The organism is Actinoplanes sp. NPDC051343, from assembly GCF_044455125.1.
Taxonomy (GTDB): Bacteria; Actinomycetota; Actinomycetes; order Mycobacteriales; family Micromonosporaceae; genus Actinoplanes.
Window position 1 is genome coordinate 40,717 of the sequence record NZ_JBITEL010000008.1, and the last position, 23,799, is coordinate 64,515.

Here is a 23,799-nt window from a genome sequence, read left to right on the forward strand (position 1 = left end):
CTCGACCGGTACCCCTTATCGAGGACTGGATCCACGAAAATGAGCGCACGCCCTTTGGTTGTCGGGGTGGTCGGCGCGGGTCGTGTCGGCGCCGTTCTGGGTGCCGCGCTGAACGCCGCCGGGCATCGTGTTGTGGCCGCTGCCGCGGTGTCGGCCGCGTCCCGGGAGCGGGCGGCCCGGCTGTTGCCCGACGCCGCGATCCGGCCGGCCGATGAGGTCGCCCGGGCGGCCACCGATCTTCTTCTGCTCGCGGTGCCGGACGACTCCCTCGCGAGCGTGGTCAGCGGGTTGAACGCCACAAATGCGCTGCGACCCGGGCAACTCATCGCGCACACCAGCGGTGCGCACGGCCTGGCCGTCTTCCAGCAGATCAACGGCATGGCACTGCATCCCGCCATGACCTTCACCGGCACCGAGGCCGATCTGGAGCGGCTGCCCGGCATCGCCTGGGGCGTCACCACCTCCGACCGTGCCTTCGCCACCCGCCTCGTCGCCGATCTCGGCGGCGTGCCGGAGTGGATCGCCGAGGACGCCCGCCCGCTCTATCACGCCGCTCTCGCCCACGGCGCCAACCACCTGGTCACGCTGGTCAACGAGGCCGCCGACCTGCTGCGCGCGGCCGGCGTCGACCGGCCCGAGCGGGTGCTGTCGCCGCTGCTGCACGCGGCGCTCGACAACGCGCTCCGGCTCGGCGACGCGGCCCTGACCGGTCCGGTTTCCCGGGGTGACGCCGGCACGGTCGGCAAGCACCTGGACCGGATGCCGTCCGACGCGATCCCCGCGTACCTCGCTCTGGCGCGCCGCACCGCCGACCGTGCGATCGCCGCCGGGCGCCTGCGTCCGCAGGACGCGGCGCTGCTGATGGATGTCCTGTCCCGGGCCACCGTGGGGAGCCCCTCGTGACCGTCGTCGTGCACACCCGCGAGGAGATCTCGGCGAAAGCGCCGGAGGGCACCGGGGTCGTGATGACCATGGGCGCCCTGCACGAGGGTCACCGCGAGCTCATGCGGGTGGCGCGCGAGCAGAACCCCTACGTGGTGGCCACGATCTTCGTGAACCCGTTGCAGTTCGGGCCGAACGAGGACTACGAGAAGTACCCGCGGACCCTGGACGCCGACGTCGAGGCGTGCCGGGAGGAGGGCGTCGACCTGGTCTTCGCGCCCAGCCGCGACGAGATGTACCCGGACGGGCCGCCGCAGGTCACGATGACCCCGGGTCAGCTCGGCGAGATCCTCGAGGGTGCGAGCCGCCCCGGCCATTTCGGCGGCATGCTGACCGTCGTCGAGAAGCTGCTGCTGCTCACCCGGGCCGGCCGCGCGTACTTCGGAGAGAAGGACTTCCAGCAGCTCGCGCTGATCCGCCGGATGGTTCGCGACCTCGAGCTGGGTGTCGAGATCGTCGGCGTGCCGACCGTGCGGGAGCCGGACGGCCTCGCCCTTTCCAGCCGCAACCGCTACCTGTCGCCGTCCGAGCGCCGGTCTGCGCTCGCGTTGTCCCGTGCGCTCCGCGAGGGCGCGAGCCGCACGACCGCCGATGACGTGCTCCAGGCCGCCCGCAAGATCCTCGATGACGAGCCGGGCGTCCGGGTCGACTACCTGGCGCTGACCGGGGCCGACCTGGGCGAGCCGCCGGCCGAGGGGCCCGCTCGGCTGCTGGTCGCGGCACGGGTCGGGGCGACCCGGCTCATCGACAACGTTCCGTTGGGATTGCACAAATGATGCTCCGCACGATGCTCAAGTCGAAGATCCACCGCGCGACGGTGACCCAGGCCGACCTGCACTACGTCGGCTCGGTGACGGTCGACCTCGATCTGATGGAGGCGGCCGATCTGCTGCCGGGCGAGCAGGTGGCGATCGTCGACGTGACCAACGGCGCCCGCCTCGAGACCTATGTGATCGAAGGGGAGCGGGGCACCGGCGTGATCGGCATCAACGGCGCCGCGGCACACCTCGTGCACCCCGGTGACCTGGTCATTCTCATCGCCTACGGTCAGATGGAGACGGCCGAGGCGCGCACCTACAAGCCGCGGATCGTGCACGTCGACCCCAAAAACCGGATCATCGAGCTGGGTGCCGACGCCGCGGCCGCGGTGCCGGGCACGGCCGGTGATCCCGTACGCGGTGACATGACGCTCGCGGCCCGTCCCTGATTCGCCCGAACCGCCTCGGTGGCCTCGTCGATCCCCCTATGATCGACAAAGCGGACATCGACGACATGCGGGGAAGGTGGTCATGCGCGACGGGTTACATACCCGGCTCGGGATCATGGCCTCCGCAATCCTGCTGGTGCTCGTCGCCGGGTGTGGCAATCCGGGCGGGGTCGACGGCAACCTGACCAACGGATGGGGACCGATGGCCCCCGCCGTCGGGTTCACGCCCGCCAGCGACACCTGCCACACCGCCAACTTCGCGACGGCCGGCGCGCGGTCGACGTACGAGGAAGTCGGCTGCGACCTTCAGCACCGCACCGAAACCGTGTACGTCGGCACCTACGACTCACCGGCGGCCGACGCCGACGATCCGCCCGCGGACGGTTCGGCGGGTGCCCGCAGCGCGTACCGGACCTGCGACGACCAGACCACCAAGTACGTAGCCGGACCGTGGCGCAACGCCCGGCTGTGGATCGGCGTCACCCACCCCACGCCGCCCGCCTGGTCCGGCGGCGCCCGCTGGTTCCGGTGCGAGGTGCTCGAGCTCAGCTCGGTCGAGGACGACGGCGGTGTCGTACAGCGCATCGGCTCGCTCCGCAACGCGCTGTCCGACGGCTCGTCCGACCTGATGCTGACCTGCTACGCGATCCAGCTCGACAACGCGGGCGCGATCCAGAGCATGCCGCCGGTCGGGTGCACGGCCAAGCACAACGCCGAGTACGTCGGCACCTGGTACGCCGGCGACAACCTCGAGTATCCGAAGAAGGACGCGGACTGGACCCGGTTCCACGACGGCTGCCGCAAGCTGGTCGCGACCTATGTGGGCGTACCCGACGACGCCGACCTGCAGTACCGCACCGGCGTGGTGTCGCTGCCCGGCGGCGAGGACGTCTGGGCCCTCGGCGACCGCGGCGTGCGCTGCTACCTGTGGCTGGACAGCGCCGGGCTGACCGGATCGCTCAAAGGCAAGGGCACCAAGAGTCTTCCTGTCCAGTACAAGTAATGGTCCCCACTGCCGGCACCCCCGCCGCGAAATTCGGCGTAGCGGCGGAGTTGACTACGTCCATGTCTACCCTCGCCGACCTGCCGCCGCTGCCGCGCCGGCTCGCCGCGGCCGAACCCGGCTGGAGCGAGACCACCGACGTGCTGGTCGTGGGCTCGGGCGTCGCCGGGCTGACCGCCGCGCTGCACCTGCGCGAGCAGGGCCTGCACGTCACCGTGGTCACGAAGGTCAACATCGATGACGGTTCGACGCGGTGGGCGCAGGGCGGCATCGCCGCGGTGCTCGACCCGCTCGACACCCCGGCGGCGCACGCCAACGACACCGAGATCGCCGGGGTCGGGCTGTGCGACCCGGCGGCGGTGCGGGTGCTGGTCGAGGAGGGGCCGGCCCGCGTACGCGAGCTGATCCGCATGGGCGCCGAGTTCGACCGCAACACCGACGGCTCGCTGATGCTGACCCGCGAGGGCGGTCACCGGGCCGACCGGATCGTGCACGCCGGCGGCGACGCCACCGGCGCCGAAGTGCAGCGTGCGCTGCACCAGGCCGTACGCCGTGACCCGTGGATCCGCCTCGTCGAGCACGCCCTGGTGCTCGACCTGCTGCGCGCGGCCGACGGGCGCGCCTGCGGCCTCACCCTGCACGTGCTGGGCGAGGGCTCGGAGGACGGCGTCGGCGCGATCCTGGCCCGCGCGGTCGTGCTCGCGACCGGCGGGATGGGCCAGATCTACTCGTCGACGACCAACCCTTCGGTGTCCACCGGCGACGGGGTCGCGCTCGCCCTGCGGGCCGGTGCGGCGGTCACCGACGTCGAGTTCGTACAGTTCCACCCGACCTCGTTCGTCAGCGCGAGCGTCACGTCGGTGCTTCATCGGGCTTCCTTGTCGCAGTCCGGCGGAGCCGGCTTTGAAGGGCAGCGACCGCTGATCTCGGAGGCGCTGCGCGGCGAGGGCGCCCACCTGGTCGACGAGGCGGGCAAGCGGTTCATGGTCGGGCAGCACGAGCTGGCCGAACTGGCCCCGCGCGACGTGGTGGCCAAGGGCATCCACCGGGTGCTGCTGTCGACCGGCAGCGACCACGTCTACCTCGACGCGCGGCACCTGGGCGCCGAGTTCCTCGAGCACCGGTTCCCGACGATCATGGCGTCGACCCGCACGGCCGGCATCGACCCGGCGACCGACCTGATCCCGGTCGCCCCGGCCGCCCACTACGCGTCGGGCGGCGTCCGCACCGACCTGGCCGGCCGAACCAGCATCCCCGGCCTCTACGCCTGCGGCGAGGTGGCCTGCACCGGCGTGCACGGCGCCAACCGCCTGGCCAGCAACTCGCTGCTCGAGGGCCTGGTCTTCGCCAAGCGGATCGCCGACGACATCGCCCGCGACCTGCCGCCACAGGCCGACCCGGCGTCCCCGCCGCCCGAGCCCGCCTGGGTGGCCGACGCCGCGATCCGCCCCGACCTGCAGCGTGCGATGACCCGCGGCGCCGGCGTCCTGCGCTCAGCCGACTCGTTGGCCGGAACGACCGCGGAGTTGTCGCGGCTGGCCGGGTTGCGGGCCACCCCGCGCAACGCGGCCTGGGAGGCAACGAACCTGCTGACCGTGGCGTCGGCGCTGGTCGCTTCCGCAACCACCCGTCGCGAGACCCGAGGCTGCCACTGGCGCGAGGATCACCCGGTGGCCGAGGACGAATGGCGCGGCCACCTCCTGGACGGCCTGGACGCGACCGGCCGCCTGACCCAGACCTTCGAGGAAATGCCGTGACCGACCGCGCCGACCGCGCCGACCGCGCCGACCGCGCCGACCGCGCCGACCGCGCCGACCGCGCCGACCGCGCCGACCGCGCCGACCGCGCCGACCGCGCCGTGCCCACCGGCGCCGAGCGGGCCGACCAGACCGAGCGCGCCGACCGGATCGGCCAGGCCGAGCGGACCGGGCGCGCTGGGTGGGCTGGGTGGCGGCCGGGTGCATTTGATGAGGGCCCTGCGGGCGTGGGCCGAAACGACATGGTCATGGAGGCGCAGCGGTGAGCAGCGGGGGAAGCGGAGCGGCCGAGTTGGACGGCGGGCTTGATCTCAGCGAGGTTGAGCGGGTGGTTTACACCGCGCTGGCCGAGGATCTCGGCGACCCGCCGCGGGACGTGACCAGTGAGGCCACCATCTCGGCCTGGCAGGTCGACACCGCCGACCTGGTTGCCCGGGCTGACGGCGTGGTCGCGGGTCTGCCGGTGGCGGCTCAGGTCTTCGCGGTTACGTCGGGCGGCACGGCCGAGTTCGACCAGCGGGTGGAGGACGGCGACCGGGTTCAGCGCGGCGACGTGCTGGCCACGGTTGTCGGGCCGACGCGGTCGCTGCTGACCGCCGAGCGCACCGCCCTCAATCTGATCAGCCGGATGTCCGGGGTCGCGACGCACACCCGCCGCTGGGCCGACCTGCTCGAGGGCGCCAAGGCGACCGTGCTCGACACCCGCAAGACCACGCCGGGCCTGCGCGCGCTGGAGAAGTATGCGGTTCGTGCCGGTGGGGGCACCAACAAGCGGATGGGCCTCTACGACGTTGCGATGATCAAGGACAACCACAAGCTGGCGGCGGGCAGCATCACCGCGGCCTATCGGCTGGTGCGGGAGAAGTTCCCGGACGTGCCGGTGCAGGTCGAGGTGACCAGCCTGGCCGAGGCGCAGGAGGCGGTCGAGGCCGGCGCCGGTTTCCTGCTCTGCGACAACATGTCGCCGGAACTGCTCGGCGAGGTGGTTCGGGCCGTGGGCCACCGGGCGGAACTCGAGGCCACCGGAAATCTCACGCTTTCGACCGCTTCGGCGTACGCGGCGACCGGCGTCAATTATCTGTCGGTGGGTGCTCTGACCCACTCGTCGCCGATTCTCGACATCGCGATGGACCTGCGCCCGCGGGCGTGACGAATCGGGTGGAACCATGGAGCTCTCTGGTCGTCGGGCCCGTCACGGGTTCTCGTGCGGTCGGGGAGTCGCGCCCGCGTACGAGAAAAAGGTTTTGATCTGTCGTGCTGCTCTGTATCGACATCGGTAACACGAATACGGTCCTCGCGACATTCGACGGGGACAAACTGGTGCACAGCTGGCGGATCAAGACCGACGCCCGGTCGACCGCGGATGAGCTGGGCCTGATGTTCCGCGGCCTGCTGGCCTCGGACAACGTCGAGGTCACCGGGGTGGCGGCCTGCTCGACGGTGCCGGCCGCCCTGCGCAGTTTGCGCACCATGCTCGCCCGCTACTACGGCGACCTGCCCAACGTGATCGTCGAGCCGGGTGTGAAGACCGGCGTGCAGCTGGCGATCGACAATCCCAAGGAGGTCGGGGCCGACCGGGTGGTCAACACCCTGGCCGCGCACGCTCTGTACGGCGGTCCGTCGATCGTCGTCGACTTCGGCACCACCACCAACTTCGATGTGATCAGCGCGCGCGGCGAGTTCCTGGGCGGCGCGTTCGCGCCCGGCATCGAGATCTCGTTCGACGCGCTCGCTGCCCGGGCGGCCCAGCTGCGCAAGGTCGAGCCGGCCAAGCCGCGGTCGGTGATCGGCAAGAACACGGTCGAGTGCCTGCAGTCGGGCATGTACTTCGGGTTCGCCGGGCAGGTCGACCGGATCGTCGAGCGCATGATCGCCGAGATCGGCCCGGTTTCCGCGGTGATCGCGACCGGCGGACTGGCCGGGCTGGTCAAGGACGAGTGCCGCACGATCACCGCTTACGAACCGATGATCACGCTGATCGGTCTGCGGATGGTGTACGAGCGGAACATCTGAGCGACGGCCCCGAATTTGCGTCGGCCAGTTTGTGACGGACAGCAACGCAGTCGATACTGATCTTTATCCGCAGTTGTTTTTGAAGGCCCGGTGTTCGAGATCAACCTGTAATGCGGCCGCTACGAACAGGTGTCGATCACTCTCGCCGGTTCGCTCTCGGCTGCGCTGGGTGAAGAACGCCGCTCAAAAGCATGACCTTTCCGCGGAACCGAACGGCACTTCGGGCGGACTTTGTTGACTCGGGCAGCGGGTCTCCGCCCGCTTTCGTCCGGGATTATCCCGAAGGTGCGACGCCCGGCCGGTCCTGCTTCGACCCATTCCTAGGCTGGCCGGGTGCCGCGCCGCGGCCGGGATTCCGGACCGGTCATCGGAATGCGGAATCGGTCGGCGGTTGAAGCCCGGTCCGGGGCGGACATTCTCCGAAACGTTGTGTCCAGGGCGAGTAAATATCGGACCGCCATTGACGGATGATGCGGCCCTGGCGTTATTGTCTTCCCATTGCTGGGGAGAACCTGTGTTCGGGAGGATTGCGGCGCGTGGCCAAGCAGATCATTCACAAGCTGGTCGATGACCTCGACGGGGGTGACGCCGACGAGACCGTCAAGTTCGCCCTCGACGGCATTCAGTACGAGATCGACCTGTCGGAGAAGAACGCCGCTAAATTGCGGGAGCTCTTCGACCCCTATGTCGGCGCCGGTTCCAAGGTCGCCCGTGGCGGCGTGGTCGTCGGTGGCCGGGCCGCCCGCGGCCGCGGTGGCGCGACGGCCGACCGGGAACAGAACAAGGCGATCCGGGAGTGGGCCAAGAAGTCGGGCAAGGACATCTCCGACCGGGGGCGCATCCCGCAGGAGATCGTCGACGAGTTCCATGCCAAGGGGCCGGGGCGCAGCTGACCGGTACGTTTTCGCAGGGCCCGCAGCCACCGGCTGCGGGCCCTGCGTGCGTTTCAGCGCGCTCCCCAGCTGCGGTGCGTAGGGTTATCCACAGGTGTGGAGGAGTTGTCCACAGCCTGTGGACGGGTGATCACGCTGATTTCGCTGTCCGCGTACTCGTTCGGGTGGGGGAACAGCGTCTGAGCGTGCGAAGTTGGCTAAATCAACGTTGCGCACGGCTTCTTCAGGACCGCGAGGACCCGGCGGAACCGCGTGGCGGCGATAGAGTTACAGCACGGGTATCACCGATGCCCGTGCGCTGGCCCCGCCAGTCCATTGGCGCACGGCACGTGAGGAGCACGAGGGCATGTTCGAGCGGTTCACCGACCGAGCGCGACGGGTTGTCGTCCTGGCCCAAGAAGAGGCCCGGATGCTCAACCACAACTACATCGGGACAGAGCACATCCTGCTCGGCCTGATTCATGAGGGTGAGGGTGTCGCAGCCAAGGCTCTGGAGAGCCTGGGCATCTCCCTCGAGGGAGTGCGGCAGCAGGTCGAGGAAATCATCGGCCAGGGTCAGCAGGCGCCGAGCGGGCACATCCCGTTCACGCCGCGCGCCAAGAAGGTGCTGGAGCTGTCGCTGCGCGAGGCGCTGCAGCTCGGCCACAACTACATCGGCACGGAGCACATCCTGCTCGGGCTGATCCGCGAGGGTGAGGGCGTCGCCGCCCAGGTGCTGGTCAAGCTCGGCGCCGACCTCAACCGGGTCCGCCAGCAGGTGATCCAGCTGCTCTCGGGCTACCAGGGCAAGGAGCCGGCCGCGGCCGGTGCGGCGGCGGGCGAGGCCGCGCCGTCGACGTCGCTGGTGCTCGACCAGTTCGGACGCAACCTGACGCAGGCCGCCCGCGAGGGCAAGCTCGACCCGGTCATCGGCCGGGAGAAGGAAATCGAGCGGGTCATGCAGGTGCTCTCGCGCCGCACGAAGAACAACCCGGTGCTCATCGGTGAGCCGGGTGTCGGCAAGACCGCCGTCGTCGAGGGCCTGGCCCAGTCCATCATCAAGGGCGAGGTGCCCGAGACGCTGAAGGACAAGCAGCTCTACACGCTTGACCTGGGCGCACTGGTCGCCGGTTCCCGTTACCGCGGTGACTTCGAGGAGCGCCTCAAGAAGGTGCTCAAGGAGATCCGCACCCGGGGCGACATCATTCTGTTCATCGACGAGATCCACACCCTGGTGGGTGCGGGCGCCGCCGAGGGCGCGATCGACGCCGCCTCGATCCTGAAGCCCATGCTCGCGCGTGGTGAACTCCAGACCATCGGTGCGACCACTCTCGACGAATACCGCAAGCACCTGGAGAAGGACGCCGCTCTCGAGCGACGCTTCCAGCCGATCCAGGTCGGCGAGCCGTCGCTGGCGCACACCATCGAGATCCTCAAGGGTCTTCGCGACCGCTACGAGGCCCACCACCGGATCAGCATCACCGACGCCGCCCTGGTGGCCGCGGCGACGCTGGCCGACCGATACATCTCCGACCGGTTCCTGCCGGACAAGGCGATCGACCTGATCGACGAGGCCGGCGCCCGCATGCGCATCCGCCGGATGACCGCGCCGCCAGACCTGCGTGACTTCGACGAGCGCATCGCTCAGGTGCGCCGCGACAAGGAGTCCGCGATCGACGCCCAGGACTTCGAGCGGGCCGCTCAGCTGCGCGACAAGGAGAAGCAGCTGCTGGGCCAGAAGGCGCAGCGGGAGAAGGAGTGGAAGGCCGGCGACCTCGACGTCGTGTCCGAGGTCGACGACGAGCAGATCGCCGAGGTCCTGGGCAACTGGACCGGCATCCCGGTCTACAAGCTCACCGAGGAGGAGACCTCCCGGCTGCTCCGCATGGAGGACGAGCTGCACAAGCGGGTCATCGGCCAGGAGGACGCCGTGCAGGCGGTCTCCAAGGCGATCCGCCGCACGCGGGCCGGCCTCAAGGACCCGAAGCGCCCGTCCGGCTCGTTCATCTTCGCCGGCCCGTCCGGTGTCGGTAAGACCGAGCTGTCCAAGGCGCTGGCCGAGTTCCTGTTCGGCTCGGAAGACGCGCTGATCCAGCTCGACATGTCGGAGTTCCACGACCGCTACACGGTGTCCCGCCTCGTCGGTGCCCCTCCCGGCTACGTCGGTTACGACGAGGGTGGCCAGCTGACCGAAAAGGTGCGCCGCAAGCCGTTCTCCGTGGTCCTCTTCGACGAGATCGAGAAGGCTCACCCGGACGTCTTCAACACGCTGCTGCAGATTCTTGAGGACGGCCGCCTGACCGATGGCCAGGGCCGGATCGTCGACTTCAAGAACACGGTGATCATCCTGACCACCAACCTGGGCACGCGTGACGTGGCCAAGGCGGTGTCGCTGGGCTTCCAGGCCTCCGAGGCCGAGGAGTCCAACTACGAGCGGATGAAGGTCAAGGTCAACGACGAGCTGAAGCAGCATTTCCGCCCGGAGTTCCTCAACCGCATCGACGACACGATCGTCTTCCACCAGCTGCGGCAGGACGAGATCCTCGAGATCGTCGACATCTTCACCGCCCGCATCGAGAGCCAGCTCAAGAACAAGGACATGGGTCTTGAGCTGACCGACACCGCGAAGAAGTTCCTGGCCAACAAGGGCTTCGACCCGGTGCTGGGTGCGCGGCCGCTGCGCCGCACCATCCAGCGCGAGCTCGAGGACACCCTGTCCGAGCAGATCCTCTTCAACGAGCTGCGCCCCGGCCAGATCGTGGTCGTGGACTGCGAGGGTGACCCGGCGAACGTCGAGAAGGCGAAGCTGACCTTCCACGGCGCCGATCGCGGTGTCGCGGTTCCCGACGCGGTGCCGGCCGACCTGGGTGCGGCCTCCGCCGAGGAGTGAGCCCGATCCACTAGCAACGACGACAACGGCCCGGCTGCGTTTCGCGCAGCCGGGCCGTTTCGTGTCTTCGTCCCTGATCAGCGCACAGAATCCCTTGACTGTCATCGATGTGAACGTTCACAATGACGGCCTGACAAGTGCCGGCATCGTGGGCCCTGCCGGCATCGGAGAAGGCACCGGAGGAAACATCGGAAGGGGAACTCCGTGGCGATCAAACGCAGGCTCGCCGTCACTCTCGCGGTCGTTGTGGCGGCCACATTCACCGGCGTCGGGGCGGCCGACGCCGCCGGCTATCCCGGGCCGGGAAAGGTCACCGGGAGCATCGGGGTGCACGACCCGGGGGTGGTCAAGCGGACCGACGGGACGTACCTGATCGCGTACACCGGTAACAACATCGTGCTGAAGACGTCGAGCGATCGGACGGCGTGGAAAGACGTCGGCGCGGCCTTCCCGGGCGGGGCGTCGTGGACCACCGCGTACACCGGCGGGAGTGCGTCGCTCTGGGCGCCCGACCTGTCGTATCACAACGGCAAGTACTACATGTACTACGCGGCCTCGACGTTCGGCTCGAACCACTCGGCGATCTTCCTGGCCACCAGCAGTAGCGGGAACCCGGGCACGTGGACCAACAACGGCCTGGTCATCGAATCGACGACGAGCAACAACTGGAACGCCATCGACCCCAACCTGTACGTCGACTCGTCGAACCGCTGGTGGCTGACCTTCGGCTCGTTCTGGTCCGGCATCCAGCAGGTGCAGCTCGACCCGTCGACCGGCAAGCGGCTCAACAGCACGATCCGTCTCGTCGCGGGTCGCGGCGGCGGGGCCATCGAGGCGCCGTTCCTGTTTCACCACGGGTCGTACTACTACCTGTTCGTCTCCTTCGACCTGTGCTGCCGGGGCGCGTCCAGCACCTACCGGATCATGGTCGGCCGGTCGACGAGCGTGAACGGGCCCTTCACCGACAAGAACGGCACCGCGATGGCCTCCGGGGGCGGCACCGAAATCCTCGCCGGGCACGGCAGCATTCACGGGCCGGGCGGCCAGTCGGTCTTCACCGATGCGGACGCCGACGTGCTGGTCTACCACTACTACGCCGACAACGGCGCCGCCCAGCTCGGCATCAACCTGCTCGCGTACGACTCGTCCGGCTGGCCGTACGTCTACTGAGCGTAGATCTTCGCGACGACAGATGCTGTCATCACTTGGTAACGTTGGTGACGACAGCATCTGTCGTCACTTTCTGGAGACGCCATGCGCACCCTTCGCTTCCACACCTACGGCGACCCGGCCGACGTGCTCCGGCTCACCGACGCCGAAGTGCCCATCCCCGGCCCTGGTCAGATCCGCATCGCGGTGCAAGCCTGCGGCCTCACCCCGGCCGACTGGGCGCTCTGCGGCGGCCTGTTCGCCGGTGACCTGCCACGCGGCATCGGGCTCGAAGTAGCCGGCATCGTCGACGCGATCGGCGAAAGCGTCACCGGCGGCGCCGCCGTCAAGATCGGCGATCCGGTTTTCGGCCCGGCGCCCTTCCGGGGCCCGACCGCCGGCGCCTCCGAGTTCGCTCTGCTCGACATCTGGGTTCCCCGCCCGCCGGGGCTCGACCCGGTCGACGCGGCTGCCCTGCCCATGGCGGTCGAGACCGCCTACCGCGGCCTGGACCAGCTCGGTGTGAAGCCCGGCCAGACCATGCTGGTGAACGGCGCCGGCACCACCGTCGGCTATGCCGCGGTGCAGATCGCCCAACGGCTCGGCGCCCAGGTCATCGCGACGGCCGGAGAGACGTACGCCGGGGCTCTGCGTGCGACCGGCGCCGAGGTCACCGGCCACGGCGCCGGCCTCGTCGAGCGCGTGCGCGCGCTCCGCGGCGACCCGGTCGACCTGGTGCTCGACACCGCACCGCCGAGCAACGCGCTGCCCGACCTGATCGAGCTCGCCGGATCGCCGCGGTCGGTGGTCACCCTGAGCGATTTCGCGGCGGCTCAAGAGCTTGGCGTACGCGGCGGTATCGGCAACGCCACTCAGCGGTACGACGTGCTCGGCGAGTTCGCCCAGCTGGCCGCCGAGGGAAAATTCTCGATCCCGATCGGCGGCGTCTACCCGCTCGGCGAGTGGCGCACCCCGGTGGAGCGCAGCCGGTCCGGGCATGCGCGGGGCAAGCTCGTTCTCACCACCGGCTAGAGCGGCTGCGCCCGGTCGCGCGGCCCGTCCCCGGCGAGCACGAAGTCGCCCGAGTGCAACGGCTCGACCAGGCCGTCCTCGACCAGGCCGGCCAGCGCCCGGGCGCGCTGCACATCGTCGGTCCACACCATGTCGAGCCGTTGCCGGGGCACCGGCCCCGTCGCGTGCCGGAGCACCTCGAGCAGCAGGCCGCGCACCTGGCGGTCGGTTCCGGCGTACCTCTGCGGCTTGCGCGAGGGGCCGCCGAGCGCCGGTGAACCGCTCCGCCGCCAGGCACAGACCGCCTCGAAGGGGCAGTGCGCGCAGCGCGGTGCCCGGGCCGTGCAGAGCACCGCCCCGATCTCCATGAAGGCGATGCCGGCCCGCGCGGCCCGTTTGACGTCGGCCGGCAGCAACTCCTCGACCGCGACCAGGTCGGCGGTGGTGGTCGCCGGGCCGGCGTCCGGCTTGCCCTCGACCGCGCGGGAAACCACCCGCCGCACGTTGGTGTCGACGACCGGGTGACGCTGCCCGAACGCGAAGGTCGCCACCGCCCGCGCGGTGTAGGTCCCGATGCCCGGAAGCGCCAGCAGCTGATCGAGATCGTCGGGCACCTCGCCGCGATGCCGCTCGACCATCGCGACCGCGCAGGCGTGCAACCGCATCGCCCGCCGTGGGTAGCCGAGGCGCCCCCACATGCGGATCGCCTCCGACGGCGGATCGTCGGCCAGCGCGGCCGGCGTGGGCCAGCGGGTCATCCAGGCGCGCCACGCCGGCTCGACCCGGACGACCGGGGTCTGCTGCAGCATCACCTCGCTGACCAGCACTCCCCACGGGCTGGTGCCGGGCTGCCGCCAGGGCAGATCGCGGAGATTGGCGTCGTACCAGGTGATGGCGTCGTCGGCGAGAGTCATAGAGGACTTACTGTAGGCGGGTGCACGAGCTTGCCATCACCGTCATCGGTCCGGACCGGACCGGCATCGTCGCCGACGTGGCCGAGGCGCTGGCCGGGGTCGGCGCCAACCTCACCGACTCCACCATGACCCGCCTGCGCGGCCACTTCACAATGACCCTGGTCTGCACCGGGCCGTCCGCGCCGGAAGTGTCGAAAACCCTGGAGCCGCTGACCGATGTGGTCACCTCGGTGCGCCAGGTGTCGCCCGAGGCGGGCTCCGACGACGTCGGCGAACCGCACGTGGTGAGCGTGCACGGTGCCGACCGCCTGGGCATCGTGGCCGCCGTGACGCGCGTCGTGGCGGCCGAAGGCGGCAACATCACCGACCTGAGCACCCGGCTGTCGGGCACGCTCTACGTGCTGGTCGCCGAGGTCGATCTGCCGCCGGGCACCGCGAACGGGCTCGCCGAGCAGCTGGCCGTGGCCGCCTCCGAGCTGGGCGTCGAGGTGACGCTGCGGCGCGCCGAGTCGGAGATCCTGTGACCAGCCCCGAAGGCCGGGTCCGGCCCGTCGTGACCGCCCCGGCCACGGTGCTGAGCACGGTCGGTGAGGAGGTCGACCCGACCGACCCGGAGATCGTTCAGCTGGCGGCCGATCTGGTCGCCACCATGCGGGTGTCGCCGGGCTGCGTCGGGCTGGCCGCGCCGCAGGTCGGGGTCGGTGTGCAGGTCTTCGTCGTGGACGTGACCGACCACCCCAAGGCGGCCACCATCCACGGGACGTTCGTCCTCTGCAACGCCAAGGTCATCGAGGCCAGCCGGTGGAAGGCGGGCCGCGAAGGCTGCATGTCGGTGCCCGACCTGACCGGCGACGTGAAGCGGGCCGGCCGGGTCGTGGTCTCGGCGGTGCTCCCCGGCAGCGGAGAGCCGATCACCGTGACCACCGACGCGTTCGAGGCGCGGGCCCTCCAACACGAGATCGATCACTGCGACGGGAAGCTCTTCCTCGATCGGGTGGCCGGCGCCCACGCCGTCTACCAGCGCAAGGTCTATCTCTGACGAAACCTAAGGCGAGTCGGTGTCGCATAACCGGCGCGTCGCGCCGGACGCCGCGCTCGTACGGGTTTACGGTGGCCCCATCATGCGAACGACGGTTGGTCCCCTTCCTTCCTCCGTCTACTGGCGGCGTCGCGCGGTCGTGCTGGGCGCGGCCCTGCTCGGCATCATCGTGCTGTTCGTCTCCTGCTCGCAGAGCGGCGGCGACAACAAGGCCGGTCCGAAAGGCAAAACGGCGTCGTCCTCGACGTCGCTGCCGACTCCCGCGCCCGCCGGGTCCGACCCCGACGACCAGCCGACCTTCGTCGACAACCCGCCGGCCGGCAGCGGCCCCTCGCTGCCCGACCCGGCCCAGGTGCAGTCGCAGCAGTCCGGCTCGACGACCGGCACCAGCACCGGCACCACGACCGGCGGGGGTCAGACCGGGACCAACACCAACGTGAACGTGCCGGCCGACGGCAGCTGCGCCGACTCCGAGATGCAGATCACGCCGAGCGCGTCCTCGACGACGATCCATCGGGCCGCACCGACGGTCGACCTCACGCTCACGGTCAAATACATCGGGACCCGTACCTGCTCCCGCGACGTCGGCTCCGACCCGCAGGAGCTCTACCTGAGCTCGGGCGTACAGGTCTACTGGTCGTCCGACAAGTGCAGCGCGGCCGGCGGTCACGACGTACGCCAGTGGTCGCCCGGCAACACCCGCTCCTACAAACTCACGTGGAACGGCCGCCAGTCGAGCAGCTGCGAGGGCGGGGTCGCGGCCGGTCCGGTGCCGCCGCCCGGCCAGTTCCAGCTCCGGGGCCGGCTCGGTTCGCTGGTCAGCAACCCGATCACGCTGACCTTCGTCAACTGACGGCGTGGTCGCGGCACTCGAGCTCTACGTCGACGTCGAGGCAACCCGCCGCGTGCGTGGCTTGTGGAAGGCGCTCGAAGACGACGGCATCCCCACCCTGGCCACCCTGCTCGAGCAGAAGCACCGGCCGCACGTCTCGCTGGCGGTGGCCCGCACCCTGGCCCCGGACGCGGTCGCGTCGGCGCTGGACGGCATCCCGATCGGCGAAGGGCTGCGCGTCGACATGGACTTCGTCGGCCAGTTCGTCGGCCGGGTGCTGTGGCTGGGCGTCGTCCCGACCGTCGAACTCCTGACCCACCACCGGCTGGTCCACGACCGCCTGGCTTCGGCGGGCGTCGAGGTCTGGGAGCTCTATCGCCCGGTCCGCTGGGTGCCACACTGCACGATTTCGATGCGCGTACCCAACCCGTCGATGGCGGCCGCGATTCGCCGCTGTCTCGAGGTGCTGCCCCTCCCGGCGACCGTGACCGGCGCGTCGATCACCGACCACGCCAACGACATCGCCTACCCGCTGTCGCGCTGAGACATCCTCTCCTGGGCCGACCCCCTACGCGGGCGGTCCACCGTGTGCATCCGGCCTCATGCCTTCGTAGACGCGGCCTAGCGGCGCGGCCGGCCCCCGGGCCGGGGCGTGGGCGAAGGACCGGCGGGCGGCAGGCAGGTTCCCGATCGGGGCGACAGGCATGAGGGCGCGGCGGCTGCGGCGGTTGCACATCGGCGCGCGGGTGTTCCTAAAACCCGGGTGCTCGTGTGGCGCCGGGGTGCTCCTGTGGCGCGGGGGTGCTCCTGTGGCGCGGGGGTGCTCCTGTGGCGCGGGGCGCTCGAGTGGCGCAGGGAGATCCGTCAGATGCGGGGGAACGGCGACTGCCACTGCTGCATTCGCCTCCACGTCTCGGGAGCCGGCTGGGCGAGCGGGGCGCTGCATGCGGATCTGCTGTCTCCCATCCGGTCAGCGCCCGTTGGAGCCTGCCGGATCGATGACGTCTGCCGCACCGCCGCCGATGTCCGGCGATCATCCGAGTACGCCCTCGACCACGGCTGGCATTCGGAAGCGCGGAACGTTCGTGCTCTCAGACCGAACGCACGCCGTTCAGGCTTTCCCGGCTGGCCTTCCTGCTGACCGATCGCCCGCGCATACCGGACAGCGGACACCCAACGGCCGGGTCGCGGCGGCTGCCCCTCAGCCATAGCGGGACGTGGGCCTCATACGTAGCGGGTCGAGGGCCTTCAGCCGCACCGCGGTGGGCTGTCAGACGCGGCGCCGAGGGGCCCTCAGCCGCAGCGCGGCGGGGCGGTCGGGCGGGGCGCGAGGGGGCCGTCAGACGTAGGAGCAGGTTCTCAGCCGTGGTGGCGCGTGGCGCCCTCAGCCCGCAGCGCGGCGGGCTGTCGGACGTGGCGCCGAGCAGCGCGGCGGGGCGGTGGGCTGTCGGACGTGGCGCCGAGCAGCGCGGCGGGGCGGTGGGCTGTCGGACGTGGCGCCGAGCAGCGCGGCGGGGCGGTTAGGCGGGCGCGGCGAGGCGCGGCGAGGCGCGGCGGTTAGGCGGGGTGGTCGGGCGCGGCGGGGCGGTCGGGCGGTCGGGCGCGGCGGGGCCGTCAGACGTACGGAGGGCAGGCTCTCAGCCGTGGTAGCGCGGCGCCCTCTGCCGCAGCGCGGCGGGCCGTCAAAAGGTGGCGCGGCGGGACCGTCAGATGTAGCAGGGGGCGCACAGACGTGGTGGCGCAGGGCCGCCCTTAGACGTACGTAGCAGGCCGCGGGCGCGGAGCCCCGGACGTAGGAGGCGAGGCAGGGCCCTTGGCTGTAGTGCAGCGACTGGCCTCAGAGGTGGCGCGGCGGCCCGGGCTCAGACGTAGCGCTCGAGGATCGAAGCCTCGGCCAGGCGGGAGAGGCCTTCGCGTACGCCCCGGGCGCGTGCGTCGCCGACGCCGTCGACGGCCTGGAGGTCTTCGACTGTGGCGCCGAGTAGGCGCTGGAGGCTGCCGAAGTGGTCGACCAGGCGGTCGACGATCTGGGCCGGCAGGCGGGGGACCTTGGCCAGCAGGCGGAAGCCGCGGGGTGAGACCGCCGCGTCGAGGGCATCCGAAGCGCCTGGGTAGCCGATTGCCTTGGCCACTGCTACCAGGTCGATCATTTCGGTGGCGCTCAGCAGGTCGAGTTCGACCAGCGCCTCGTCGAGGGTGCGGGCTTTGCGGCCGGTGGGCAGGTAGTCGCGGATGACCAGGGTGCGGTCGGCGTCGACGCCTGCCATCAGCTCGTCGAGTTGGAGGGCGAGCAGGCGGCCGTCGGTGCCCAGCTCGACCACGTAGCCCGAGATCTCGTCGGCGATGCGGCGGACCATTTCGAGGCGCTGCACCACGGCGACCGCGTCGCGGACCGTGACCAGGTCTTCGATTTCGAGCGCGGAGAGGGTGCCGGACACCTCGTCGAGGCGCAGCTTGTAGCGCTCGAGCGTGGCCAGCGCCTGGTTGGCGCGGGAGAGGATGGCGGCCGAGTCGTCGAGGACGTGGCGCTGACCGTTCACGTAGAGCCCGATGATGCGCATCGACTGTGACACCGAGATGACCGGGAAGCCGGACTGCTTGGCGACCCGTTCGGCGGTGCGGTGGCGGGTGCCGGACTCTTCGGACGGGATCGACGGGTCGGGCATCAGGTGGACGGCGGCCCGGACGATGCGGGTGCCGTCGCTGGAGAGCACGACCGCGCCGTCCATCTTGCACAGCTCCCGCAGCCGGGTCGCGGAGAACTCGACGTCGAGCGTGAAGCCGCCGGTGCAGATGCTTTCGACGACCGGGTCGTGGCCGAGCACGATCAGCGCGCCGGTGCGGCCGCGCAGGATGCGTTCGAGGCCGTCGCGCAGGGCGGTGCCCGGGGCCATGAGTGCGAGGTTGGCGCGCAGCGGGTCGGCGCTCACGCCGCCCCCGGTGAGGCCGGGACTGGAGGAGGTCGTCGCACGGTGCCCCGACCCGTTGATGCCGGGGCGCGGCGTCGGGCTGGCGGCAGGCTTGGAACCATCGCGGTCGAGCGGCACCTGTACATTCTACGGACTGTCATCCAGCGCAACGACGCGCGGTTCGATGAATGCTCCGTAGCGTAATGAATTGTTACGTGCGGTCATGCGAAGCGGAGGCCCGGGCGGCCGCCTGGAGCGCCGACCGCAGATCGCTCACCTCGATCACCTGCATGCCCCGCGGGACGCTGCCGGTCTCGGGTCCGCCGCCCGGTGGCACCAGGGCGACCTTGAAGCCGAGCCGGGCCGCCTCGGCCAGCCGCCGCCCGACCGCGCCGACCCGCCGGATCTCGCCGGTCAGCCCGACCTCGCCGATCGCGACCAGGCCCGGTGCCATCGCCAGGTCGAGGCCGCCGGAGGCGACGGCCAGGGCCATGGCCAGGTCGGCGGAGGGTTCGACGAGGCGAATGCCGCCGACGGTGGCCGCGAAGACCTCGCGGTTGTAGAGCTTGAGCTGCTTGGTGCGGCGTTCGAGCACGGCGAGCACCATGGCCAGCCGGGCGCTGTCGAGGCCGGACACCGTGCGCCGGGGCGAACCCTGCACCTCGGCGCCGATCAGCGCCTGCACCTCGGTGACCAGGGCGCGGCGGCCTTCCATCGCGACGGTCACACAGGTGCCGGGAACGGGTTCCTGATAGCGGGTGAGGAAGAGGCCGGACGGGTCGGCGAGGCTGGTGATGCCGCCCTCGTGCATCTCGAAGCAGCCCACCTCGTCGGCCGCGCCGTAGCGGTTTTTCACCCCGCGGACCAGGCGCAGGGAGGAGTGTTTGTCGCCCTCGAAGTGGAGCACGACGTCGACCAGGTGCTCGAGCACGCGGGGGCCGGCGACCTGACCGTCCTTGGTGACGTGGCCGACCAGGACGGTCGCGATGCCGCGTTCCTTGGCCACGCCGACCAGCGCCGAGGTGACCGCCCGCACCTGGGTGACGCCACCGGGGACGCCCTCGGTGCCGGGGGCCGAGATGGTCTGCACCGAGTCGAGCACGAGCAGCCCGGGCTTGACCGCGTCGAGGTGACCGAGCACGGCGCCGAGGTCGCTCTCGGACGCCAGATAAAGCTTGTCGTGGAGGGCGCCTAGGCGCTCGGCCCGCAACCGCACCTGGCTCACCGACTCTTCGCCGCTGACCACGAGCGACGGTGTGCCGGCTCCGGCGGCCCACTGCTGGGCCACGTCGAGCAGCAGCGTCGACTTGCCGACGCCCGGCTCACCGGCCAGCAGCACCACCGCGCCCGGCACGAGTCCGCCGCCGAGCACCCGGTCGAGTTCGCTGACGTTGGTCGGGACGGCCTTGGCCGGGGCCGCGCTGATCGTCGCGATCGGCCGGGCCGGCTCGGAAGGCATGCGTGAGCTGACCACCCGGCCGGCACCGAGCGGTGAGGTGACCGCGGACTCGATGATCGAGCCCCACTCGTTGCACTCCGAACAGCGGCCCAGCCACTTCGGAGGCTGATGCCCGCAGGCGTCGCAGACATACGTCGGCCGGGCGGCCTTGGTGGCACTGCGGGAGGTAGTCACTCGGCCAAGCTAGCCGGAGGGTATGACAATTACTCGCCCTCGGAGTCTTCGCCCTCGACGGCCGGGCCGCGCGACGCGGGCGACAGCGGGATCGAGACCGGGGCCAGCACGTCGATCGGGGTGGCGCTCGTGCTGCTCTGGACGGTCAGCGCCAGCGAGAAGCCCGGGGCCAGTCTGTCGCTCAGGCCGGAGGCGATCAGGCCGGTCTGGCCGCCCGGAAGGAACGTCAGCGAGCCGAGCGCCGGGATGGTCAACTTGGCCGGGGACAGTGCGGACGCGGGTGGCGGGGTGGCCGTGTCGGTGGGCAGCGCCGACGGGGCGCTGGCCGGCGGGCTGACCTCACCCGAGGTGCCCGCGCTGGGCGGGGAACTTGGTGAGGTGTCGCCGCCACCGACCGGCCCGGAGGCGATGCTCGACGACGGGGTCGGCGCGGGCCCGGTCAGACCGACCTGCTGGGCGGAGACGATGCCGTCGGTCACGGTCTGCTGTGGCTTGCTGGTGATCGTGACGGTGATTTCCTGCTGGGTCTGGTTGAACAGACTGACCTCGAGCGGGGCACTGCTGTTGGCCGGGTAACCCGCGGGGTCCTTGTAGACCACCTGCAGGTTGCGGATCTGCAGGCCGCCGTCGGGGCTGGCCGTGTTGATGCCCGAGACTGGCGTCTGGAGAATGCTGGTCTCGGCGGTCTGCCCGGCCGAACACCCAGCAAGGGCGAGCGCGGCGACCGTGGCAGCACCCGCGACCTGTGCGGTGCGGCCGGCCGACGGTCGAACTCTGCCCAGGGAGCGCATCAGGATCCTCCAACCAAAGACGCCAACTGCGTGAGGCTCAGCCTAGAGGTCCGTGATCCGGCTCGTGCGCCGACCCGTCCATTCACACCACGCGGCCACTGAAGATCAGCAAAAGGACGTCGATCAGCGCCACCACGATCACCGCGCGGAACATCGCCACGCCCCGTCCCTCGGCGCGCCGGAACGCGTACGCCCCGAGCGGAAGGACCACGACGGTGGCCGCGGCCGCCGTCCAGCCCGCCCACGACGGCGGCCCGGGCGGCCCGAAGACCAGCGTGAGCGTGGCTCCCACCAGGAGCACCGCGGCGGCGACGGCGGAGCCGAGCGCGCCGAGGCGATGGGGAAGGCCGCGCACCCCGGTCGCCGCGTCGTCGGCCAGGTCGGGCAGCACGTTGGCGAAGTGTGCCCCGCCGCCGAGCAGCGCGCCCGCGGCGATCAGCCAGGACGGTGGCGCCGGATGCCCGGGCAGCGCGACCACCACGAAGGCCGGCAGCAGACCGAACGCGACCAGGTAGGGCACGACCGAGAACACCGTGGACTTCAGCGGCCAGTCGTAGAGCAGCGCGAAGATGCCGACCAGCGAAATGAGGATCGTCGCGGTCGCTCCGAACGGAAGACCGAACAACGGAATGGCCAGGGCGGCGATCAGGCCCGCCGCCCCGACCGTACGCCGGGAGACCTCCCCGGAGGCAACGGGCTTGTCGCGGCGGCCCGACTCCCGGTCGCGATCCGCGTCGAGCCAGTCGTTGACCCAGCCCACGGCGAGTTGGGTGGCGCCGACCGCGCAGAAGATCCCGACCAGCGCCCATCCGCGGTGCCCGGCCCCGACCGCCAGCAATGTCATGGCGACCGTCACCGCCCCGCCCGGCTCGGGATGCGAGGAGCGGAGCAAGGCGAGCGCGCGCTTCATGACCGCAAGTGTGGTGGTTGTGCACCGGTCGTGCCACGCTCGATCACATGTCGTCGATGATGCGTAACGATCCGCGTCAGTACGACGACCTCGCCGCCGAGTGGTGGCGCCCGGCCGGCGACTTCGAGTTGCTCCACTGGCTCGCCGCCGCCCGCGCCGCCCTGATCCCGCCGGCCGCTGTGCCGAACGCGCTCCTGATCGACGCGGGCTGCGGCGGCGGCCTGCTCGGGCCCCATCTGGCCGGCAAGGGTTACCGGCACATCGGCGTCGACGTGCGGGTCGCCGGCCTCGTCACGGCGGCGTCGCACGGCGTCGAGCCGATCTGCGGGGACGTGACCGCGCTGCCGTTCGCCTCCGGCAGTGCCGACGTGGTCGCGGCCGGGGAGATCCTCGAGCACGTCTCCGACCTCTCCGCGACCGTGGCCGAACTGTGTCGCGTGTTACGCCCGGGAGGTTTGGTGGTGCTCGACACAGTCAATGCGACAGCCGTGAGCCGATTCATCACGGTCACCGCGGGGGAATGGTTCGGGGTGGCCCCGATCGGTCTGCACGACCCCGCCCTGTTCGTCGCCCCGAAGCGTCTGAGTGCCGAGTTCGAGCGGCACGGCGTACGCCTGCACGTGCGCGGCGTACGCCCGACCGCCACCGGGCTGTTCCGCTGGCTTCTGCTCCGCAGGCCCGGCGGCCGCATCGTGGCCGCTCCCTCCACCGTCGTTCTCTACCAGGGCAAAGGCCGCAAAGAGGGAGAAACCACGTGATCGACGAGGCACGCCGGCTCGCACCCCGGTTCGCCGCGCGAGCGGCCGGCCACGACCGGGACGGCTCGTTCCCGGCCGACGACTTCGCTGACCTGCGCCGCTCCGGTCTGTTCGGCCTGATGGCCCCGGCCCGTCTCGGGGGTGCCGGAGCGGGCTTCGCCGACTACGCCGCGATCGCCTACGAACTGGCCCGCGGCAACGGCGCCACCGCCCTGATCTTCAACATGCACGCCTCGGTGACCGGCGCGCTGGCCGGCGTCACCGACGAACTGGCCGACGCCCTCAGCCTGCCGCCGGAGGCGCTGAAGGCCCGCGACGACTACCTGCGGGCGGCCGCCGACGGCCGGTGGTACGCGGTCGCCATGAGCGAGCGCGGCGCCGGCTCCCGCCTTTCGCAGATGACGACCTCCTACCGGGCGGTCGACGGCGGCTACCAGATCACCGGGTCGAAGACATTCTGCTCGGGGGCCGGACATGCCGACGCGTACCTCATCGCCGCTCGCAGCGCGAGCGATCCCACCCAGGTCTCCCAGTTCCTGGTTCCGTCCGGCGACGGCGTGACCGTCGAGCCGACCTGGGACGCCCTCGGCATGCGGGCGACCGGCTCGCACGACCTGCACGTCGACGTGACCGTCCCGTCCGGGGCCCTGCTCGGCGGGGTCGAGGGCCTGGCCCTGCTGGTCGCCCAGCTGGCGCCGCACTGGATGGTGGCCAGCTATGCCGCGGTCTACGTCGGCGTGGCCCGGGCCGCCGTCGACGCCGCGGTCGACCACGTCAACGAGCGCAAACTCGGCCACCTGCCGGCCGTCCGCGCCCGCATCGGGCGGGCCGACGCCGCGGTTGCCGCTGCCCACCTCGCGGTCATGGAGGCGGCCCGGCGGGTCGACGAGGCGCCCGGCGAGGCCGAGACCAACCGCTGGGTGTGGCGGGCCAAGCTGCTCGCCGGCACCACCGCGGCCGAGGTCGCCGCATCGATGCTGGAGGCGGCCGGCACCTCGGCGATGCGCCGCGGCCACCCCCTCGAACGCCTCTATCGGGACGCCCGCGCCGGATCGTTGCAGCCGGCCACCAGTGACGTCTGCGCGGACTGGCTCGGCGTCGAGGCGCTGGGCGGCGACCCGGACAGCGACGGCACAGCGCCCCGCTGGTAGCGGGTGCTCCTAGGGAGG

23 protein-coding genes are annotated in these 23,799 nt (G+C 70.9%); 18 read left to right on the plus strand and 5 right to left on the minus strand.

What is annotated here, in order from left to right:
• Positions 1-39 precede the first annotated feature (39 nt).
• The 12 genes from ACIA5C_RS25780 (at position 40) to ACIA5C_RS25835 (ending at position 12,865) form a co-directional block, all read left to right on the plus strand.
• Complete coding sequence (locus ACIA5C_RS25780; RefSeq protein WP_396058871.1) at positions 40-903, plus strand: Rossmann-like and DUF2520 domain-containing protein; 864 nt, start codon at positions 40-42, stop codon at positions 901-903.
• Positions 900-1,718, plus strand: coding sequence for a pantoate--beta-alanine ligase (panC, locus tag ACIA5C_RS25785; RefSeq protein WP_396058873.1), 819 nt, complete (start codon positions 900-902; stop codon positions 1,716-1,718). Before ACIA5C_RS25780 ends, panC begins: the two co-directional genes overlap by 4 nt.
• Positions 1,718-2,149, plus strand: coding sequence for an aspartate 1-decarboxylase (gene panD / locus ACIA5C_RS25790; RefSeq protein ID WP_396059646.1), 432 nt, complete (start codon positions 1,718-1,720; stop codon positions 2,147-2,149). The genes panC and panD overlap by 1 nt, the downstream gene beginning before the upstream one ends.
• A 115-nt stretch (positions 2,150-2,264) precedes the next feature.
• Complete coding sequence (locus ACIA5C_RS25795) at positions 2,265-3,152, plus strand: septum formation family protein (RefSeq protein ID WP_396058875.1); 888 nt, start codon at positions 2,265-2,267, stop codon at positions 3,150-3,152.
• A 62-nt stretch (positions 3,153-3,214) separates the two neighbouring features.
• Entirely contained in the window at positions 3,215-4,909 is a 1,695-nt protein-coding gene (locus tag ACIA5C_RS25800) for an L-aspartate oxidase (protein ID WP_396058877.1), read from the plus strand.
• Positions 4,906-5,175, plus strand: a complete 270-nt coding sequence (locus ACIA5C_RS25805) for a hypothetical protein (protein ID WP_396058879.1) — start codon at positions 4,906-4,908, stop codon at positions 5,173-5,175. Before ACIA5C_RS25800 ends, ACIA5C_RS25805 begins: the two co-directional genes overlap by 4 nt.
• A 26-nt stretch (positions 5,176-5,201) precedes the next feature.
• Positions 5,202-6,059, plus strand: a complete 858-nt coding sequence (gene nadC / locus ACIA5C_RS25810) for a carboxylating nicotinate-nucleotide diphosphorylase (RefSeq protein ID WP_396059648.1) — start codon at positions 5,202-5,204, stop codon at positions 6,057-6,059.
• 104 nt (positions 6,060-6,163) lie between these two features.
• Complete coding sequence (locus ACIA5C_RS25815; protein ID WP_396058881.1) at positions 6,164-6,922, plus strand: type III pantothenate kinase; 759 nt, start codon at positions 6,164-6,166, stop codon at positions 6,920-6,922.
• Positions 6,923-7,458: 536 nt separating this feature from the next.
• The gene (locus tag ACIA5C_RS25820; protein WP_396058883.1) at positions 7,459-7,815 is read left to right on the plus strand and encodes an Lsr2 family protein; all 357 of its coding nucleotides are present in this window, start codon (positions 7,459-7,461) and stop codon (positions 7,813-7,815) included.
• Between the two features lie 346 nt (positions 7,816-8,161).
• Positions 8,162-10,684, plus strand: a complete 2,523-nt coding sequence (locus tag ACIA5C_RS25825) for an ATP-dependent Clp protease ATP-binding subunit (RefSeq protein WP_396058885.1) — start codon at positions 8,162-8,164, stop codon at positions 10,682-10,684.
• A 204-nt stretch (positions 10,685-10,888) separates the two neighbouring features.
• Positions 10,889-11,854: an arabinan endo-1,5-alpha-L-arabinosidase gene (locus tag ACIA5C_RS25830; protein ID WP_396058887.1), complete on the plus strand. Its 966-nt coding sequence runs from the start codon at positions 10,889-10,891 to the stop codon at positions 11,852-11,854.
• 84 nt (positions 11,855-11,938) lie between these two features.
• Complete coding sequence (locus ACIA5C_RS25835; protein ID WP_396058889.1) at positions 11,939-12,865, plus strand: NADP-dependent oxidoreductase; 927 nt, start codon at positions 11,939-11,941, stop codon at positions 12,863-12,865.
• Here ACIA5C_RS25835 and ACIA5C_RS25840 read toward each other — a convergent pair.
• On the minus strand, positions 12,862-13,758 hold the full coding sequence (locus tag ACIA5C_RS25840; RefSeq protein WP_396058891.1) for an A/G-specific adenine glycosylase: 897 nt from the start codon (positions 13,756-13,758) through the stop codon (positions 12,862-12,864). The genes ACIA5C_RS25835 and ACIA5C_RS25840 overlap by 4 nt on opposite strands.
• A 20-nt stretch (positions 13,759-13,778) precedes the next feature.
• On the opposite strand from ACIA5C_RS25840, the gene ACIA5C_RS25845 reads away from it, so the two are divergent.
• The 4 genes from ACIA5C_RS25845 (at position 13,779) to ACIA5C_RS25860 (ending at position 16,173) form a co-directional block, all read left to right on the plus strand.
• Positions 13,779-14,282, plus strand: coding sequence for a glycine cleavage system protein R (locus tag ACIA5C_RS25845; RefSeq protein WP_396058893.1), 504 nt, complete (start codon positions 13,779-13,781; stop codon positions 14,280-14,282).
• Entirely contained in the window at positions 14,279-14,797 is a 519-nt protein-coding gene (def, locus tag ACIA5C_RS25850; protein ID WP_396058895.1) for a peptide deformylase, read from the plus strand. The genes ACIA5C_RS25845 and def overlap by 4 nt, the downstream gene beginning before the upstream one ends.
• Before the next feature lie 82 nt (positions 14,798-14,879).
• A complete protein-coding gene (locus tag ACIA5C_RS25855; protein ID WP_396058897.1) occupies positions 14,880-15,650 on the plus strand; it encodes an adhesin in 771 nt (256 codons plus the stop codon).
• 4 nt (positions 15,651-15,654) lie between these two features.
• Complete coding sequence (locus ACIA5C_RS25860; protein ID WP_396058899.1) at positions 15,655-16,173, plus strand: 2'-5' RNA ligase family protein; 519 nt, start codon at positions 15,655-15,657, stop codon at positions 16,171-16,173.
• A gap of 1,318 nt (positions 16,174-17,491) precedes the next feature.
• Here the strand turns inward: ACIA5C_RS25860 and disA are convergent.
• From disA to ACIA5C_RS25880, 4 genes are all read right to left on the minus strand, one after another.
• Complete coding sequence (disA, locus tag ACIA5C_RS25865) at positions 17,492-18,676, minus strand: DNA integrity scanning diadenylate cyclase DisA (RefSeq protein ID WP_396058901.1); 1,185 nt, start codon at positions 18,674-18,676, stop codon at positions 17,492-17,494.
• 73 nt (positions 18,677-18,749) lie between these two features.
• Complete coding sequence (gene radA / locus ACIA5C_RS25870; RefSeq protein WP_396058903.1) at positions 18,750-20,171, minus strand: DNA repair protein RadA; 1,422 nt, start codon at positions 20,169-20,171, stop codon at positions 18,750-18,752.
• 29 nt (positions 20,172-20,200) lie between these two features.
• A complete protein-coding gene (locus ACIA5C_RS25875) occupies positions 20,201-20,962 on the minus strand; it encodes a hypothetical protein (protein ID WP_396058905.1) in 762 nt (253 codons plus the stop codon).
• 82 nt (positions 20,963-21,044) lie between these two features.
• On the minus strand, positions 21,045-21,872 hold the full coding sequence (locus ACIA5C_RS25880; RefSeq protein WP_396058907.1) for a UbiA family prenyltransferase: 828 nt from the start codon (positions 21,870-21,872) through the stop codon (positions 21,045-21,047).
• Positions 21,873-21,919: 47 nt separating this feature from the next.
• Here ACIA5C_RS25880 and ACIA5C_RS25885 point away from each other — a divergent pair, with 47 nt between their 5' ends.
• Together ACIA5C_RS25885 and ACIA5C_RS25890 are read left to right on the plus strand one after the other, a co-directional pair.
• Positions 21,920-22,630 (plus strand): methyltransferase domain-containing protein, encoded by a 711-nt coding sequence (locus tag ACIA5C_RS25885; RefSeq protein ID WP_396058909.1) that lies wholly within the window; start codon positions 21,920-21,922, stop codon positions 22,628-22,630.
• Complete coding sequence (locus tag ACIA5C_RS25890; RefSeq protein ID WP_396058911.1) at positions 22,627-23,781, plus strand: acyl-CoA dehydrogenase family protein; 1,155 nt, start codon at positions 22,627-22,629, stop codon at positions 23,779-23,781. The genes ACIA5C_RS25885 and ACIA5C_RS25890 overlap by 4 nt, the downstream gene beginning before the upstream one ends.
• Positions 23,782-23,799 lie beyond the last annotated feature (18 nt).

Coding starts and splice junctions, on each gene's coding strand:
- ACIA5C_RS25875 (WP_396058905.1), bottom strand. CDS start 20,962: ATGCGCTCCCTGGGCAGAGTTCGACCGTCGGCCGGCCGCACCGCACAG.
- ACIA5C_RS25840 (WP_396058891.1), bottom strand. CDS start 13,758: ATGACTCTCGCCGACGACGCCATCACCTGGTACGACGCCAATCTCCGC.
- ACIA5C_RS25800 (WP_396058877.1), top strand. CDS start 3,215: ATGTCTACCCTCGCCGACCTGCCGCCGCTGCCGCGCCGGCTCGCCGCG.
- ACIA5C_RS25825 (WP_396058885.1), top strand. CDS start 8,162: ATGTTCGAGCGGTTCACCGACCGAGCGCGACGGGTTGTCGTCCTGGCC.
- ACIA5C_RS25835 (WP_396058889.1), top strand. CDS start 11,939: ATGCGCACCCTTCGCTTCCACACCTACGGCGACCCGGCCGACGTGCTC.
- ACIA5C_RS25795 (WP_396058875.1), top strand. CDS start 2,265: ATGGCCTCCGCAATCCTGCTGGTGCTCGTCGCCGGGTGTGGCAATCCG.
- ACIA5C_RS25885 (WP_396058909.1), top strand. CDS start 21,920: ATGTCGTCGATGATGCGTAACGATCCGCGTCAGTACGACGACCTCGCC.
- ACIA5C_RS25855 (WP_396058897.1), top strand. CDS start 14,880: ATGCGAACGACGGTTGGTCCCCTTCCTTCCTCCGTCTACTGGCGGCGT.
- panD (WP_396059646.1), top strand. CDS start 1,718: ATGCTCCGCACGATGCTCAAGTCGAAGATCCACCGCGCGACGGTGACC.
- ACIA5C_RS25780 (WP_396058871.1), top strand. CDS start 40: ATGAGCGCACGCCCTTTGGTTGTCGGGGTGGTCGGCGCGGGTCGTGTC.
- ACIA5C_RS25880 (WP_396058907.1), bottom strand. CDS start 21,872: ATGAAGCGCGCGCTCGCCTTGCTCCGCTCCTCGCATCCCGAGCCGGGC.